Origin of the sequence: Bradyrhizobium sp. 17 (assembly GCF_023073515.1) — a bacterium.
Lineage (GTDB): Bacteria > Pseudomonadota > Alphaproteobacteria > Rhizobiales > Xanthobacteraceae > Bradyrhizobium > Bradyrhizobium canariense_D.
Window position 1 is genome coordinate 114,279 of the sequence record NZ_JADPJQ010000067.1, and the last position, 16,999, is coordinate 131,277.

The following is a 16,999-nucleotide window of genomic DNA, read 5'->3' on the forward strand; positions in this document are numbered from 1 at the left end:
GATCCGTCGCTCGCTCCTTGTCAGCAATCGAGGTGTCACATGTCATCCAAATCACAAACCAGCGAAGCCCAGCAGACCACCAGCCATGATGTGATCCGGAAATGGGCGGAGGAGCGCGGCGGAAAGCCTGCAACGGTCAAGGCCACGGAGGAGGACGGACACGCCGGTATCCTGCGCATCGATTTCGATCCGCCCGACGAAGGTCTCGATCGGATCAGCTGGGACGAATTCTTCGCCAAGTTCGACGAGGCCGGCATTGCCTTCCTCCATCAGGACCAGACCAAGGATGGGAAGCCGAGCCGCTTTCACAAATTCGTACGGCGCTAGTTGGATCGCCACGTGTCGGGCAGCTGGACCGAGGCGATGCGGGCAGGCGACTTCGAACGCGCCTGGGCAATCAATGACCGCGATCTGGCAATGCTTGCGTATCCACCCAAGCACACCGGGCCGCGTCACCTGCAGCGGATCTGGCGTGGTGAGGAACTGAGGGGCAAGGATGTGCTGGTCCGCTGCTACCACGGGCTCGGCGACACTATCCAGTTCCTGCGCTTCATGCGGCCGCTTCGTGACGTCGCGCGCCGCGTCACGGTCTGGTGCCAGGGCGAGCTTCTGCCGCTGGTCGAGCGAGCGGCTGGCGTCGATCGGGCCTTCGCGCTCCATGATGGTGCACCTGAGGTCGACTTCGAGGTCGATATCGAGATTATGGAGGTGCCGCATGCCATAAGGGCGAGGCGAGAGCAGGTCGAGATGCGCGCACCTTACCTGTCGTTGCCGACCAAGGTCGAACCAGCGCTCCCGCAAGACCGAGGTCTCGAACTCAGGGGCCTTGCCGTGGGCCTGGTTTGGGAAGTCGGCAATTGGGACAAGCGGAGGACCGTTCCGCCGTCCCTGTTGGGACATCTTGCCGTTCCCGGCGTGACGCTCTGCTCACTGCAACGCGGGGCCCGAACGTGCGAACTGGCCGAGATCGGCGCGAGGGACGTCAGCACGCCTGACGTTACGGTTCTCGGTCATCTCCTCCAGCGGCTCGATCTCGTCATTTGCGTCGACACTATGGTGGCCCATCTCGCGGGAGCACTCGGCTGTGAGGCGTGGGTCTTATTGCATGCGGATTGCGACTGGCGCTGGCCGGCATCCGAGGCCCATTCCCTTTGGTATCCGAGCCTGCGGCTGTTTCATCAGAGGACACCAGGCAACTGGGATAGCGTCCTTGAAGAGGTGCGGGAGGCCCTGATTGCACGCTCCGCAAGTTTCCAAGGTGTCGTCCGAAAGGAGCTCAAGCGAGCGCAAGGTCCGCCGTAAGTGGCCTGAGACGCGAGGACGACGCATCGTCGCGGCTGGACGAAATGCTCAGGTAAGTCGGATCGAATCTTGCGAGCCGCACGAGTCCCTGCCAGTCCGTGATCGTTACCGTCTTGCCCTGCCATTGCAGGAGATTGCATCGTCGCAGTTCCTGAATCGTGCGGTTGGCGTGGACCGGGGAGATGCTGCATGCTGCCGCAAGGTCCGATTGGGTGAAGGGTGACGGCAGTCTGAAATCTCTCGCCAAGCCGACGCTTTGCAGCCGGGTGGTGATCTCGCACAGCAGATGCGCCACGCGCGTCAATGCATCACGGCTACCCAGGTTCACTGTCCAGTTGCGCTGAATGGCGTGGGTGGTGAGCAGCATCAGCAGCAATGCGCGAGACATCGCGGGCGAACGCGCGGACAAATCGTGAAAGAAGCGGTGTGGCACGAGAGCGACGATGGCAGGGCCGAGCGCGATCAGGTTGCCGTCAACGCGAGGACGATAAAGCGTGTGTAGATCGGCGATGTCACCGGGAACATGGATTGACGTGATCTGCCCGTCCGCACTCTCTGCATCCTGCCACGACAGATATCCCTGAAGGAGCAGGCAGCACTGGGTGGCATCATCGCCATGCCGCAAAACGGCCTGACGCGAACCGAGATGCGCGATTGTGCTTGCCATGTCCGCGAGCAGGTGGAGATCGTCGGCCGTTACGGGAGTGAGGCTCGCCAACCGGTCGGCGAGCTTGGAGAACGCAAATCCTGCCTGCATTGGTCGCCTAATAACTCAGAACCCGTCCCCAATTTGATCGATGAGAACGACAGAGCGCATTAAACTTTGATAGTTTTACTCCATGCAGGTCATTGTTTGTCTGCCCAGCATGCGCCCAGAAGTGCGAGGGCGATCGATCAAACGGTTCCGGAATAGTAGACGGCGCATGCGATCGTCCTCAAGGATCGGACGATTCGGGAACCGGAAGCGCGAGTCGCGCTCAGGCGAAGCATCTGTGTTTCTCGCGGCGGGATCCGCGGAGATCGCGCTAGTCATGCTCATACTGTTCCGAGAGAAACTGATTGATCGCGTCGAAGGCCTGCAACCGGTTCTTCTCCAGCAGGACCATGTGCGTGCCTTCGCCGATCTCGACCCGTCGCCGATATCGCGCGGGTTTGTGCGCACTGAAATTGGCGTGCGTGACGCGTGCCCGTGCTCCAGGTCCACGCCGAGGGCACTAGGACGTGCGTATCAGCTGGTCACATGCTCCGCTGTGCGAGATAGACAAGAGGTGCGATTCCGACCGTCCAGGGCCGGTTTGACCCGCTACGGCTCTCGCCGCGACGGCGACGCATCATTTCCTGATCGTCCCCCTATGGAGGCTCGTTCTGAAACTTGACGCTTGCGCAATCAATTGCGTTGTCAGCGTTGCCGCCATCGCGCAGGCGCCAGGCCGAATTCCCGGCTGAATGCTTCTCCGGATCCGTAACCCACTTCCTCTGCGATTTGGTCGATCGGCTTGCGTGTTTCTCGTAGGCTCACCTTGGCTGCCTGAAGCCGCCAGATGGTCAGATACCGGATTGGTGGCACCCCGATCAGGGTTGTGAAGCGGTCGACGAAGGCGCTCCGCGACATCGAGACTTCTCTCGCAAGGGACTTCCGCGGACCACGGCAGCCCGACGTTATGATGAATGGAGGCGAGCGCGCGTCCGATTTTCGGATCGGCAATCCCCTTCAGCCATCCTCCATCTTGATCGGTGTATGTCACGGAATATTGCCGCATCGCCTCTACGAACAGCAGTTCGGAAAGCCGAGACATCAGGTTTGACGAGGCGAACCTGCCGGCCGTCAGTTCGCCGGCTGCATATCGCACTGAAGCCTCGATCCAGTCGCGTGCGACCCCCTCGCGAATGTCGAGCTTCAGCACTCTTGGCAGGGCCGCGATCAACGGATTATAGGTTTCCTCGCTGCCGAGAAAACCGCACACGATTTGCGCCGGCTCACCGCCTCCGCCGTGCATAATTTTTGCCAGCCCCCCATCCGGTGACGGCTGAATGAGATGACGCGCGTTTGTCGGTACCAGACCCGCGTCGCTGGCGAGTGTATGAACATCGTTTTGGGCAGCAGTACGATCTCGCCGGCCCGCACCTCGACTGTAGGTTCGCTGTCGACGCTGAGCAGAAATTTTCCGGCGATGACGAAGTGGTAAGCGATCAGCAGCGAGGGCTTGACCGCGAAGGTCACGCAGTCCTCAGCGACGATCTGCGTATGGACGCTCCACGGCGCGGTGAACCGCGCATCCAGAAAAATGCCGCCGGTCAGGCGAACCGATCGAAGCACTTCCGATAGCGGATCGATCATTAGGCTAATCTCAGATTTGGACGATCGGTCAACTGATCCGGCTGGGCGATCATTCACCGTGGCGGTCCCCGCGCTTATACGGGGCTCATGAATGAACTGCCAAGCAACCGATTCCTCCACGTTTCCTTGAGACGCTGTCCAGACGGTCAGGCGGACGCGGAACCGGTTGCGGAAGAATGGAAAAGCGGGACGCCACGACGGGGTTCTGGATGGCAACCAAGCAGACGGATATCCCGATCATGAGCATCGCGCAGGCTACCGCAACCGTCACGCCGTATATCGATTTCTGGAACGCTGTACTGGCTCCGAAATTCAATGCGTGGCGGCACATCCTCGCCGGCGGCCTTCACCTGCATAGCGCTAAAGTCTTCCCGTCGCTGCCGATCAGAGCCGGCGACAGGGCCCTGGATGTGGGATGTGGCTGGGGCGACACCGCAATTGAACTTGCGCGGCGCGTCGGACCGACCGGATCCGTCCTCGGCCTCGATTGCTGCAATGCCTTCCTCGACGTCGGCCGCGCAGATGCGAAGGAGGCAGGGGTGACCAATCTCAGCTTTCTCGAAGCGGATGTTCAGACCCATCCGTTCGAGCCGGTACATGATTTTTGCTTCTCTCGCTTTGGAACCCAGTTCTTCGAAAACCCAACGGCTGGCTTGAGCAACTTGCGATTTGCGCTCAAGCCGGGTGGACTGATGACGATGGTCGTCTGGCGCGAACGGGCGGACAATCCGTGGCTTACACTGTCGAAGGAGGTTCTGCTTCGCTAGCTGCCCCCCGTCAGGGAAGACGCTGCAACCTGCGGGCCCGGACCGTTTTCTATGACCGATCCCGAGGCCGTGACTCGGCAATTGATGATTGCCGGCTACGGCGGCATCAGGTTCGAACGGATCGATGCCGAAGTCTTGGTCGGGCGAGATCTTGACGAAGCGGTCGCGTTTCAGCTCGCGATCGGTCCCGCAGGGGAGGTTTATCGCGAAGCCGGTCCGAAGGCTGCTCGTTTGTTTGATACGCTGGTGGCGGCCTTGAAGGACGAGTTGAAACAATTCGTCCGCCCTGAAGGCGTGATGATGAATTCAAGCTCTTGGATGGTCACCGTGCAGAATCCGGGATCACCGCCGCGGCCCCGGGGTGACGTACCCGCGCCAGTCGCTGCTCGAAATCTCTTCATTGTAAGCACCGCCGCAGCCGCCGCCGCTATCGGACGAATCGATGCAAAAAAAATGAACTCTCTGGGAGAAGATTGATGGCAGGTCTAGTTGCGGTCCTCTACGGCACTGCCGCTTACGGTGTCACGCTCGTCGCCTTGCTCTATCTCACTGGCTTCACCGGGAACCTGCTCCTCCAAAGTCTATCGATTCCGGGGCCATTGGTCCGGTTCTGGCAAGCATTGTTATCGATGTGCTGCTAATCGGAGTGTTCGCGATCCAGCACAGCGTGATGGCGCGTCAGGGCTTCAAGCGCTGGTGGACGCGAATCGTGCCGGCTTCGGTCGAGCGCAGCACCTACGTGCTGTTCGCCAGCTTTGCACTGCTGTTGCTGTACTGGCAGTGGCAGCCGATCCCCACGCCGGTCTGGACCGTGAACCACCCGGTCGCGGCGGGGGCGATCGACGCCGTCTTCTGGCTGGGTTGGGTCGTGCTGGTGGTCAGCACGTTTCTTCTCAATCATTTCGAGTTGTTCGGCCTCAGCCAGGTGTTCATGCACCTGTTCGGTAAACAACCGCCCGAAGCCAAATTCCGCACGCCGTTGCTCTACCGGTATGTCCGCCATCCGATCTATCTCGGCATCCTGCTCGCAGTCTGGGCCACGCCTGCGATGACGGTCGGTCATCTGGTCTATTCGCTTGGCATCACAGCCTACATCCTGATCGGCATTCAGTTGGAAGAGCACGATCTGATCCAGCAGTTCGGCAACCGGTATCGCCGCTACCGCCGTCACGCGGCCATGCTCGTCCCGCTTTCATGCCGAAGCTTCGCCGCGTCCCAGGACGCCGACATCTGACCCGAGACGCTCGTCAAGACAGGCCAATCAGTCCGCAAGCAGGGGTGGATTCAAGCGGCGCGGCGTCCGGTCGCAGCCGTATCGACACGGCCAGGGCGGCGTGCGCATCGCGTTCTGATCAACTCATTTCAACCTGCGGCGTCCGGCCAAGAGGATCACCGACCGCATGACCATCCTCCATTTGAAGGATGGCCGATATTCCCTGCGGCTCCGGTGGGACACGATCAAAATGATTTGAGCGCGATACCGGCTCGCTATCAGCGGAAAAGCTTAAAGTTGTCTCACAGCTATCCTCACACCGGGGGCGCGTCTTCGAATGAACAGGGTTTCACATCCGCGGTCGGTTTCGGAATCGTCGAAAGACAATTCAGATGATCAGCAGCAACTGAGCGACCTGATCAGCGTCATCTACGATGCCGCCATCGATCCCTCTCGTTGGGAAGACGCCATCGTCAGCATCGTGCAATTCGTTGGCGGCGCAGCAGGCGGGCTGTTCTGCAAGGACGTCGGTGTCCAGCACGCCACGGTGCCCCATCGCTTTGGATTTGACGTGCCGTTGCGGGTCGAACTCTTTCGGCAGATTTATTCCTCCGCGGAGGGGCACTTTCTCGGTGACCTCGAGCAGCCGATCGCGACGACCGATTTGATGTCTTTCGCAGCACTCACCCAGAGTGAACTATACCGGCAGTGGGCCGAGCCCCAGGGGCTTGTCGATTTTGTCAGCGCGGTTGTCGACAGGACCACGGTCAGCACAGCTATTTTCGGGGTCTTCCGCCACCGGCGAAATGGGCTCGTCGACGAGCACGCGCGCCGGCAAATGAGGCTGATCGCGCCGCATATCAGGCGTGCCGTCGTGATCGGCAAGATGTTCGAGTTCAAGGCCGCTGAACTCGCGACGTTCGTTGACACGCTGGACGGGCTCGGTGCTGGCATGTATCTCGTCGATCCCGGTGGACGTCTCATTCACGCCAATACGGCCGGCAATGCCATTCTCGACGCTCGTGATATTCTGAGTTCCGTGGGCGGGCGGCTGGTCGCCAGCGATCCTCAGGTCGACCGCACCCTGCGAGATGTCTTCGCCACCGCGGGGCAGGGCGATGCCGCACTTGGTATAAGGGGCATCGCGTTGCCGCTGACCGGCAGGGAGGGCGACCGCTATGTGGCCCATGCATTGCCCCTCACGTCAGGCGCGCGTCGGCGTGCTGGTATTGTTTACACCGCCACGGCGGCCTTGTTCGTTCGCAAGGCGTCGCTGGCGGTTGCTTCTATTCCCGGAGCCATCGGCAGCGCGTTCAAGCTGACGCCGACCGAACTCCGCGTGTTGCTGGCCATCGTCGAGGTCGGTGGCGTTCCTGAGGTCGCTATGGCGTTCGGGGTCGCCGATAGCACGGTTAGGACGCATGTCAGCCGGTTGTTTGAAAAAACAGGCACCGCGCGCCAGGCGGATCTCGTCAAGCTGGTTGCAGGCTATACGACGCCCCTGGCGGGATAGGAGAGAGGGCGCTCATTGCAGCACCCAGAAGCAGCAAATATTTGCGCGCTCCTCCCACATTCGCAGGACGACACCCAAGCAGTGGTTGTTCAGGATGGCATGCGTCCGGCCAGCATGCAGTGGGTAGGTGATCAGGCGTCCCTGCCTCGCCGCATCTGGACAGGACTTGGGAGCGCAGCATGTCCATTGAAGTCGAGGGCACGGTTTCTGCGGCGGGGCACGGACGTCAAGCAGGGGCGGCGGCGCGCAGAATAGTGATTTGTGCCCTGGCGGCGACAGGAATCCTTGCGACCAACATCTTCTTGCCTTCGCTGCCGGTCATCGCGGACGATTTGCATGTATCCAGCGCGGCGGTCACGTCGGCCTTCACGATCTTTCTGGCGATTTTCGCCATAGGGCAATTGATTGCCGGCCCGCTGTCGGACCGGTTCGGGCGACGCATGCCGATTCTGATAGGGCTCGGAATTTTCATCGCCGGTACGATCTGGTGCGCTTTCGCGCGCGATCTATCGAGCCTGCTGATCGGCCGATCAATGCAGGCTTGCGGCGCATGTGCGGCTTCGGTGCTTTCACGTGCGATCGCCCGGGATCTGTTCGATGGCCAGGCACTTGCAAAGGTCATGGCCTCGATCACCATGGCAACCGCGGCCGCCCCAGGCTTTTCACCGCTGCTGGGGAGTGCGCTCGATCTATTCTTTGGCTGGCGCTCGGAATTTGCCTTTGTCGCGGCCTTCGCGCTCTGCACGGCTTTGGCCTATGCGACCTTCGTCGGCGAAACCAATGACGGCGCGCGTCGTTCTCTGAATCCGCTCAAAATTGCCGGCTTCTATCTGGAGCTTGTTCGGGATCGCCGGTTCGTTGCGCCTGCTAGAACCGCTGGACTGGTGATGGCCGGTCTTTTCGCGATTTTCTCCAGCGCGCCGCGGGTGCTGCTCGAATCGTTTGGATTCTTGCCAATCAAACTTGGTGAGCTATTTGCGGGCGTGGTCTTCCTGGTGTTTGCGGCCGGCATGCTGGCGCCTAGGCTATCGGCGCGGGTTGGTTCCTGCCGTGCGACGTCGGTCGGCTTGGGACTAACCGTCCTCGGAGGCGCCGGGCTGCTTTGCGCGGTGCTGCTCGCGAACGGCGCGCTGCTGCCATTTCTGTTAGCGGCTTCCGTCTTTCTGTTCGGCGTGGGAATAGTGAGCCCGCTGTCGAGCGCGGCAGCGCTGTCGCCGTTTGGCAGCAAGGCCGGTATCGCCGCAGCCCTGTTCGGATTCTCGCAAATGGCGGGCGCTGCATGCGGTGCCTCTCTCGCGGCGATTGTCGCCAGCGATCCGGCCGTCGGGCTAGGAATCGTGCTGACAGTAACGTCGCTCGTGGCGGTTATCCTTCACGAGCGGCGCTAATCTGAGGTGGATCTTGCCGAGAACACAATGGGTTTGGTGTGAGGTTCTTTGCGGCGCCCTGGCATGCCACTATTGTCGAGCGGCGATGGCCGTGATCTCGAGTTTGACGCCGGGACCGAGATCCGCCACGCCGATTGCGGCGCGCGCCGGCAGATGAGCCTCTGCAAAATGCGCCTTCCAGGCCGCGTTGAAGTCTGCCTTCTCCTTGAGGCTCGTCATGTAGATGGTCACCTGCAAGACGTTGCTCAGATCGGATCCGAGGGTCTTGAGCAGCTGCGCCAACTGCCCGAGGACGTCATTTGCCTGGCCCGACATGTCGAGGCTCGTGTCCTCTGGGACGATTCCACCGATGTAGAGCACGCCATGATGCTCGACCACTTCGTGGAGCAGACCCTCGTAGGGCAAGACGCGCTTGATCATGATGGGACCGATGTTGTGTGTGACGGGCGGCATATCGCACATTTCAATGTCAGTGTCGTCGCAAAGAGATCTCGCGCCAAGTCTCACCGAAAGACGGACCGCGCGGCTCTGAATGCAACCGACTAAAGCGTTGAAAATAAAAGCAAAATTGGACGAAAAATCGCCGCCGGGTCGTTCCTGCGAACGTTCGCCAATCTGTCCTTGCACGAGCGCCCGGCATTTTCGCCGGCCCTGACCCGACGACATCGAAGCGCGGATCGCTATACTGCGACGCGGATGACATCGGTGCGGCCGGGACAGTGCCGCGACCGGAACAAGGAATGCGACGATGGACGATACGATTGGCTTCCCCGACCCCGGCCTCGACCTGTCCGACGGCTTCAAGCCGCACACCTCGCATTGGGGCGTGTTCTCGGCACGTCAAGGCGAGGCCGGGCTCGAGGTCAGGGCCTATGCGGGCGATCCCGATCCGAACCGCATCATCGACAATTTTCCCGGCGCGCTACGCCATCAGGCGCGCATCACCCAGCCGGCGATCCGCCGCGGCTGGCTCGAACGCGGTCCGGGTCCGGACGATCGCCGCGGCCGCGATGAATTCGTATCCGTCAGCTGGGAAAAGGCGCTCGATCTGCTCGGCGACGAGCTGGCACGCATCCGTGATACGCGCGGCCCCGGCGCGGTGTTCGGCGGCTCCTATGGCTGGTCGAGCGCGGGCCGCTTCCACCACGCCCAGAGCCAGGTGCATCGCTTCCTCAACATCGCCTTGGGCGGCTATGTGCGCTCGGTGAACTCCTATTCCTCCGGCGCGTCCTCGGTGCTGCTGCCGCAGATCCTCTGCGGCTACGAGGATATCACCAAGCGCAATGTCACCTGGGAGCAGATCGCGGCTGATACCGACATCGTGCTGGCGTTCGGCGGCATGGCGCTGAAGAACTCGATGGTCGCAGGCGGCTCGATCAGCAAGCATGTCGAGCGCGGCGCGATGGAAGCTGCGCGCCGCCGCGGCTGCGCGTTCATCCTGGTCAGCCCGTTGCGCGAAGACCTGCCCGTCGAGGCCGGCGCCGAGTGGATGACCTGCGTGCCCGGGACCGACACCGCGCTGATGCTCGGCATCGTTCATACGCTGATCGCGGAGAACCTGCACGACCAGGCCTTCCTCGATCGCTACACCGAGGGCTGGCCGGTCTTCCTGCGCTATCTCACCGGCGAGAGCGACGGCCAACCCAAGCACGCCGAATGGGCCGCCGCGGTCTGCGGCGTCGACACCGACACAATCCGCAAGCTGGCGCGCCGGCTCGCCGGCAAGCGCGCGCTCATCACCGTCTCTCATTCGCTCCAGCGCGCCGAGCATGGCGAGCAGCCGGTGTGGATGGGCATGGTGCTGGCGGCAGCGCTCGGCCAGATCGGCCTCTCCGGCGGCGGCTACGCCTATTCGTTGGGGGCAATCGGCTATTACGGTCGCCGCGTCAACGACGTGCCGGGGCCGACATTAGGGCAGGGCCGCAACGCTGTCCGCGATTTCATTCCGGTGGCGCGCATCGCCGACATGCTGCTCAATCCCGGCAGCGCCTATCGCTACAACGGCGAGACGCGCACCTATCCGGATATCCGCCTTGTCTACTGGGCCGGCGGCAATCCCTTCCATCACCACCAGGACATCAACCGCCTGCGCAAGGCGTTTGCGAAAGTCGACACGCTGGTCGTGCACGAGCTCGCATGGACTGCCACGGCCCGGCATGCCGACATCGTGCTGCCCTCGACGATGACGCTCGAACGCGAAGACATCGGCTATTCCAGCAACGATCCCCTGATGGTCGCGATGCACCGGATCGCCGAGCCGTTCGGCCTTGCGCGCGACGACTACGAGATCTTCGCCGATCTTGCCGACCGTCTCGGTGCGCGCGAGCCCTTCACCGAGGGGCGGACGTCACGTCAGTGGCTGGAACATCTTTATGAGCCGACCCGCGCCTCGCTCGAAGCGCGCGGCCTGGAAGCGCCGAGCTTCGAAGAGTTCTGGCGGCGCGGCAGCCTGGTGGTGCCGCAGCAGCCCGACGACGGTGGCCGGCTGCGCCGCTTCCGCGACGATCCCGTCAATCATGCTTTGCCCACGCCGAGCGGTCGCATCGAAATATTCTCTGCCAAGATCGCAGGTCATGGTGATGCGGATTGCCCGGGCCATCCGGTCTGGCTGGAGAAGTCCGACACGCCCAAGCCGGGGGCGCCGTGCTTCCTGGTCGCCAACCAGCCCGTGACGCGTCTGCATAGCCAGCTCGATTTCGGCGGACATTCGCTTCAAAGCAAACATCGCGGCCGCGAGGTCGCGCGCATGAACCCGCAGGACGCAGACGCACGCGGGATCAAGCACGGCGACATCATCCGGCTGTTCAACGCGCGCGGCGCCTGTCTCGCCGCGGTCCACGTCACCGACGGCATCGCGCTCGGCGTGGTCCAGCTCCCGACCGGCGCCTGGTACGACCCGATGGACCCCGAAGACGACGCGCCGCTCTGCGTGCACGGCAATCCGAACGTGCTCACCCGCGACGTCGGCACGTCGTCCTTTGCGCAAGGCTGCACCGGTCAGCTCACGACAGTCGAGGTCGAGAAGTTCACCGGCAATCTGCCGCCGATCCGGGCTTTCGATCCGGTGTAGAAAAAAAGGGGCCGTCCTGTGTGGGTGCAGGGACGGCCCCGAGTGGCTCGCAGGCCCGGGAGGATGAGGGCGCGAGCGAATGCTTACGCGGCTGCGCTGATCCAGTCCCTCTCCGTAGCAGGACGACGCGGCGGGAGTGCTTGCACCTCTCGCCGTTCGCCCTTGCTGGCGAGGCGCCAGCGTGCCGGGGATTGATCGGTGATGCGCTTGAAGACAGTCGAAAAATGCGCCTGCGTGCTGAAGCCGACGGCGAGTGCGATCTCGGCCAGCGGCCGCTCGGTGGTCGCCAGCAACGTCTTGGCCTGCTCGATCCGGTGATTGAGCAGATATTCGCGGGGGCGATAACCGGTCGCGACGCGGAATTGCGCCGCAAAGTGCATTCTGGACAGGCCGGCGACATTGGCGAGCTCGGACAGGCTGATGCAGCGGTGGAAATGATCGGCGATATATTGCTCGACGCGCCGCAGCCGCCATTTCGGCAGGGCATTGACCTTGGCGCGTGGCAATTCCAGCCGCGCCAGATGCATCGCGAGGGTTTGGCCAATGCAGCGCGTGAACTCGTGGTCCGCGGCGTCGCCAAGTTCGATCAGCGCCTTGGCAAGCTCGGCCGCGAGCGGATCGCGCAACAGGACGAGATCATTCAAACCTTCAGTTCCGGAAAATTGTGCCGGAAATTGATCCGCGGAGATGTAAAAGTGCAAGAAGGCGCATGGCGACTGGAATTGTACGGCGAGGGGCTTTGACGGCGCGGTGAGATACAGTGTGCCCGCGGGCATGGTCCCGTCGAAAATGACCTGGCGATCCCGGGTCAGTTTCGCGCGCGTGGTCTTGAGGGCGATGCCGACGAAATAGCGATCCTCGGGCGTCGTCGCTTGGTGCGACGAGGTGCTCCGCGGGTCTTCCCATCGCGAGATCGCGATGTCCTCGGCCGCCGCTCCCGTGCGCGGATCGATCTGACGCCATTGACGCTCCCGAATGATCGCGTGTGTTGCCCGGGGGAACTCGCAATCCCCCGAGGTGCCCGGAAATTCAATCCAGGCATCACCTGCCTGCAAATTGGTCAACATCGTTCGTCCTCTCCGGGCGTTCTCCGCTGTTTGCAACCAGCAAACGCGCAAAGCCCACGTTTTCCATGGTGAGAGGATAGGCGTGAGCTGACCTGCAAGCTCGTTAGTGGTGATTAGGATGTGTTAGTTTTTGTGGGAGCGCATCAGGTGCGGCATCCCGTCTCAGGAAGCGTCGTTTTTGTACAGTTTATCAGACATTTGCGTATCCCCGACACGACTCAGGAGAGCACCGGTCATGGCGTGGAGATCGATGTGGAGGTGTGAGTTCTGTGGGTTGCCCTCGCTGGACCTCGCACTGGCGCCGGGTATAGTCGCGCCGCATTTCGCTGGAGCGGCCGTCAAGATGAGCCAAAAGTGATCGAGCTCTCGGCAGGACAGGGCCCCCGCGGCCGCGACGCCGCGGCGATCCCAGATTTCGATGCCGTCGCGTTCGGGCCATTTTCGCTGCGGTCGCGGCTGCTGGAGAAGGATGGCTTGCCGGTCAGGCTCGGCAGCCGTGCGATGGATATTTTGCGCCTGCTGGTCAGTCGCGCCGGCGAAGTGGTCCCGAAGAACGAAATTCTCGGCTATGCGTGGTCCGGACTTTCCGTCGAGGAGGTCAGCCTGCGCGTCCATGTCGCGGAGCTGCGCAAGGTGCTCGGCGACGGAAAGGATGGTGCCCGCTACATCACCAACATCCCGGGCCGGGGCTATTGCTTTGTCGCGCCCGTGCGGCGTGGCGGGCGCGCGGAGGTGGCTACACCGGCGTCGCGTGTGCCTGAAAGGGCCGCGCCGCCACCGTCGCTACCGCGCCGATTGGACCGGATGGTCGGGCGAGAGGACGCCGTGGCCGAGTTGGCAGCGCGCTTGCTCCGCGATCGCTTCGTCACGCTGCGAGGGCCGGGCGGCATCGGAAAGACCACCGTTGCGACTGCGCTCGCGCACGAGATGTGCGATAGCTTCGACGGCAACGTCCATTTCCTCGAATTCGGTCCGCTCAAGGACGGAGCGCTGGTCGCGAGCACGGTTGCAGCCGCGTTGGGCCTCGTCGTGCACCACGAGGACCCCTCGGCCAGCATCGTCAATTTCCTGCGCGGCCGCCGGCTGCTTCTCGTGCTCGACAGCTGCGAGCACGTCATCGAGGAGGTCGCGCGCCTTGCAGAAAACATCTACCGGGAGGCGCCTGGCATCGTCATCCTCGCAACCAGCCGCGAGTCGCTGCTGGTGGAAGGCGAGCAGATTTTCGAGCTCGTTTCGCTCCCCGGTCCGCCGCAGGGCACCCGCCTCAGTGCCGGCGAGGTGCTTGCTTATCCCGCCGTGCGCCTGTTCGTCGATCGCGCCGTCGCGGCGGGGCATCGCGACGACATCACCGACGAGGATGCCGAAGTCCTGGCCCGGATTTGCGGCAAGCTCGACGGCATCGCGCTGGCGATCGAGCTGGCTGCCGCACGTGTCGGTCTCTATGGACTGCGCGAGATGGCGGCGCTGCTCGACAACCGGCTGCAGCTCGAATGGCGCGGGCGGCGGACGGCGCCGCCGCGGCAGCAGACGCTCGGCGCTACGCTCGACTGGAGTTTCGGTCTGATCGGCGAGAGCGAGCGGATCGTATTTCAGCGCCTCGCCGTCTTCGCAGGTCACTTCACGTTGAGGGGCGCGATAGCAGTCGCGGCCGGGGCGGAGATGGCGGAGGATCGCGTCGTCGAGGCCCTGGAGCAACTCGTGGTGAAGTCGCTGGTTTCCACCCAGCCGGACGGCGCATCGCGGCGCTATCGCCTGCTCGACGCAACGCGTGCCTATGCCCTGCAGAAACTGGCCGACGGCGGACAGCTGGCGCAGATCGCGCATCGTCATGCTCTCTATGTTCAATGCACGCTCGAAGCGGGCATGAGGGACAAGGAGGGCGGCGATCATGCGTCACGTTTGCAGGAAAGCGCGAGCCTGCTCGCCGATGCCCGCGCTGCGCTGCAATGGGCTTATGCCAACGACGACGGCGCCGGCTTGCGCGTGCCGCTCGCCGGCAGCTGCACAAGGCTGTTCGTCGAACTCAATTTGCTGAACGAGGCCCGCATCTGGTCCGATCGCGCACTCGCAATGCTGGACGAGGCCGACCGGGGCGGCGCATGGGAGCTCGAACTTCAGTCGACGCTCGGTCACGCCTTGATGTTCACCGAACGTAACAGCGAGCAGGCGGAAGCGGCGCTCAGGCGCGGGCTGGAAATAGCGGAAGCGCTTTCCGATCACGCCAACACATTCAGGCTGTTGTCCCGGCTCAACATGTTCTACCGCCGGACCGGTCGCTATCGGCATCTGGTGCCGACTGCGCTTCACGCCGAGCGGATTGCCCGCGTCATCGGCGATACCGCGGGCATCGCCGGGAGCAAAGCGCTGCTCGGCGTGTCATATCACCTCGCCGGAGACCAGGCCGCGGCGCAGGCTCATCTCGACCAGGGCCTGCGAGACGACGCTGCGCTCCGCGGCACCCAACCCGGGCATTTCGCCTACTCACGCACACCGCAAATTCCGCTCGCGCGCGTGCTATGGCTGCGCGGCTTTCCCGATCGTGCGCTCGAATGCATCCGGCCGCTGGTCGGCGCTTCGGCGCCGCATGACGTGGTCATGCATTGTATCGCATTATGCTGGTCCGCTTCGGTATTCGGCTGGCTCGGCGACTGGTCGTCGGTCGAGGCGATGACCGGTCGTCTGACCGCGCATGCGAGCATGCACGGGCTCGTGCCTTACGAAGCCGTCGCGGCGGGTTTTCGGGCGCAGAGCATGATCGCTCGGGGCGAGGCGGCCGGCGGCGTCGACCTGATGCGGAGTGCGCTTCCACGCCTGCATGCCGACCGCTACGAACTCTATGCCTCGGCGTTCGCCGCGGATCTGTCTCGGGGCCTGGTCAGCTTGGGACAATTGACGGAAGGCATTCAGGTTCTTCACGAAACCATTCTGCGGGTCGAGCGGGAAGGCGGCGCGTTCGACATGCCCGAGCTGCTCCGTCTGCGGGGAGAGCTGGAGGTCCAGGGCGGCAATCCCGACGCGGCCGAGGCCGATCTTGTCGCCTCGATCTCGCTCGCCGAACAGCAGGGCGCGCTATCGTGGCGGCTGCGAGCCGAGATGTCGCTGGCGCGGCTTCGAACCCGGCAGCATGTGCAAAATCCGCTCGAACAGCTCGCTCAAACCTATGCCCGGTTCTCCGAAGGGTTCGAGACCGCCGATCTCATTGCAGCACGACGCATGTTGAACGAACCGGGGGCCTGAACAGTCGATACGACCGTCTCTTCTCGCTGCTGAGCGCGTCCATCAGCGCTCAACCCTTGTGTCCAGCCAGCTGCCCCAGGAAGTCGCGGACAAGCAAAGCGATCTCGTCGGTGGCTTCATCCAGCGCGAAGTGGCCGGCTTCGAGAATGTGAACCTCGGCATCCGGCACGTCGTCGCGATAGGCCGTCGCGCCTGCGACGGCGAATGACGGATCGTATTCGCCCCAGACCACCAGCGTCGGTGGCCGCGTCTGGCGCAACCAAGCCTGCCATTTCGGATAGGAGGCGACGTTGGTCCGGTAATCCAGGAACAGCGTGGTCTGAATCTCGGCCTGGCCGGGACGCGTCAGGAACGCGTATTCGTCGATCCAGGTGTCGGGGTCATAGCGCTCGGGACGCGGACTGGAGCCGAGATGCCGCTGACTCGTCGCCTCCAGGGACGTAAAGTTGGCCTTGAGCGCCTCGACCTCGTGCGCCGGGTCGGCCCAGTACTTCCTGCGCGCATTCCAGAGCGGGCTCAGCCCCTGCTCGTGCGAAACCGCGTTCTGGACGATGACACCGCGGACGCGTTCGGGATGCGCCAGCGCCATGCGGAAGCCGACAGGGCCTCCGTAGTCCTGCATGAACAGGACGTAGTCGGTGAGGCCGAGCTTCGTTGTGAGCTCGCCGATCACGGCGGCGATGTTGTCGAACGTATAGGTGAAGTCGCATGGCGGCGGCGCGCTGCTGTTGCCGAAGCCGGGATAGTCCGGCGCGATGAGATGATATTTGTCGGCGAGCAGCGGCATCAGCGGCTCCCACATCCGCGACGACGAGGGAAATCCGTGGAGCAGCAGCACCTTCGGAGCGTCGGTGGGCCCAGCCTCGCGGTAGAAAATCTCGAGACCCCGGATATCGGTCTTGTGATAGCTGATCGAGCGCCGGCTCGATCGCAGATCCTGTGCCGAGGCCTGCACGGTCGCGCAGGCCAAAGCGGCCGAGAGGGCAAGAGTGGCTGGGATGTTCATGTCATCGCTCCGAATCCGGCATGTGAAGTGAAGATGTGTCGCAAGTAGGGGACATCCGCTTGTGACGGCGGCGTCGAGAGGCACCATCGCGGGCGCCT

General features: G+C 63.0%; 13 protein-coding genes and 1 pseudogene. 9 read left to right on the plus strand and 5 right to left on the minus strand.

Going from position 1 to position 16,999, the window contains the following annotated elements; all coding sequences use genetic code 11:
- Positions 1-39: 39 nt before the first annotated feature.
- Together IVB13_RS12665 and IVB13_RS12670 are read left to right on the plus strand one after the other, a co-directional pair.
- Positions 40-327, plus strand: a complete 288-nt coding sequence (locus tag IVB13_RS12665) for a hypothetical protein (RefSeq protein ID WP_018460363.1) — start codon at positions 40-42, stop codon at positions 325-327.
- A 12-nt stretch (positions 328-339) separates the two neighbouring features.
- The gene (locus tag IVB13_RS12670) at positions 340-1,302 is read left to right on the plus strand and encodes a hypothetical protein (protein WP_245288576.1); all 963 of its coding nucleotides are present in this window, start codon (positions 340-342) and stop codon (positions 1,300-1,302) included.
- Here IVB13_RS12670 and IVB13_RS12675 read toward each other — a convergent pair.
- Together IVB13_RS12675 and IVB13_RS12680 are read right to left on the minus strand one after the other, a co-directional pair.
- Positions 1,277-2,059, minus strand: a complete 783-nt coding sequence (locus IVB13_RS12675; RefSeq protein WP_085348983.1) for a Crp/Fnr family transcriptional regulator — start codon at positions 2,057-2,059, stop codon at positions 1,277-1,279. The two genes, IVB13_RS12670 and IVB13_RS12675, sit on opposite strands and share 26 nt — an antisense overlap.
- A 574-nt stretch (positions 2,060-2,633) precedes the next feature.
- Positions 2,634-3,640, minus strand: a pseudogene (locus IVB13_RS12680) (cupin domain-containing protein).
- A 209-nt stretch (positions 3,641-3,849) separates the two neighbouring features.
- Here IVB13_RS12680 and IVB13_RS12685 point away from each other — a divergent pair.
- The 5 genes from IVB13_RS12685 to IVB13_RS12705 all read left to right on the plus strand — a co-directional run bounded on the left by IVB13_RS12685 (position 3,850) and on the right by IVB13_RS12705 (position 8,521).
- The gene (locus tag IVB13_RS12685; protein WP_247295128.1) at positions 3,850-4,407 is read left to right on the plus strand and encodes a methyltransferase domain-containing protein; all 558 of its coding nucleotides are present in this window, start codon (positions 3,850-3,852) and stop codon (positions 4,405-4,407) included.
- 51 nt (positions 4,408-4,458) lie between these two features.
- Complete coding sequence (locus IVB13_RS12690; protein ID WP_018460358.1) at positions 4,459-4,884, plus strand: hypothetical protein; 426 nt, start codon at positions 4,459-4,461, stop codon at positions 4,882-4,884.
- Positions 4,885-5,038: 154 nt separating this feature from the next.
- Entirely contained in the window at positions 5,039-5,641 is a 603-nt protein-coding gene (gene mddA, locus IVB13_RS12695; protein WP_345946484.1) for a methanethiol S-methyltransferase, read from the plus strand.
- Between the two features lie 316 nt (positions 5,642-5,957).
- Positions 5,958-7,133, plus strand: coding sequence for a helix-turn-helix transcriptional regulator (locus IVB13_RS12700; RefSeq protein ID WP_018460355.1), 1,176 nt, complete (start codon positions 5,958-5,960; stop codon positions 7,131-7,133).
- 179 nt (positions 7,134-7,312) lie between these two features.
- Complete coding sequence (locus IVB13_RS12705; RefSeq protein WP_026234011.1) at positions 7,313-8,521, plus strand: multidrug effflux MFS transporter; 1,209 nt, start codon at positions 7,313-7,315, stop codon at positions 8,519-8,521.
- Positions 8,522-8,590: 69 nt separating this feature from the next.
- Here IVB13_RS12705 and IVB13_RS12710 read toward each other — a convergent pair whose 3' ends face one another.
- A complete protein-coding gene (locus IVB13_RS12710; protein ID WP_026234010.1) occupies positions 8,591-8,941 on the minus strand; it encodes a RidA family protein in 351 nt (116 codons plus the stop codon).
- Between the two features lie 328 nt (positions 8,942-9,269).
- Between IVB13_RS12710 and IVB13_RS12715 the strand changes: the two genes are divergently transcribed.
- The gene (locus IVB13_RS12715) at positions 9,270-11,591 is read left to right on the plus strand and encodes a molybdopterin guanine dinucleotide-containing S/N-oxide reductase (RefSeq protein WP_018460352.1); all 2,322 of its coding nucleotides are present in this window, start codon (positions 9,270-9,272) and stop codon (positions 11,589-11,591) included.
- Between the two features lie 83 nt (positions 11,592-11,674).
- On the opposite strand, the gene IVB13_RS12720 is transcribed toward IVB13_RS12715, so the two are convergent.
- On the minus strand, positions 11,675-12,658 hold the full coding sequence (locus tag IVB13_RS12720; RefSeq protein ID WP_018460351.1) for an AraC family transcriptional regulator: 984 nt from the start codon (positions 12,656-12,658) through the stop codon (positions 11,675-11,677).
- 354 nt (positions 12,659-13,012) lie between these two features.
- Between IVB13_RS12720 and IVB13_RS12725 the strand changes: the two genes are divergently transcribed.
- Entirely contained in the window at positions 13,013-15,895 is a 2,883-nt protein-coding gene (locus tag IVB13_RS12725) for a winged helix-turn-helix domain-containing protein (RefSeq protein WP_018460349.1), read from the plus strand.
- A 49-nt stretch (positions 15,896-15,944) separates the two neighbouring features.
- Here IVB13_RS12725 and IVB13_RS12730 read toward each other — a convergent pair whose 3' ends face one another.
- The gene (locus IVB13_RS12730; protein ID WP_247489080.1) at positions 15,945-16,901 is read right to left on the minus strand and encodes an alpha/beta hydrolase; all 957 of its coding nucleotides are present in this window, start codon (positions 16,899-16,901) and stop codon (positions 15,945-15,947) included.
- Between the last annotated feature and the right edge of the window lie 98 nt (positions 16,902-16,999).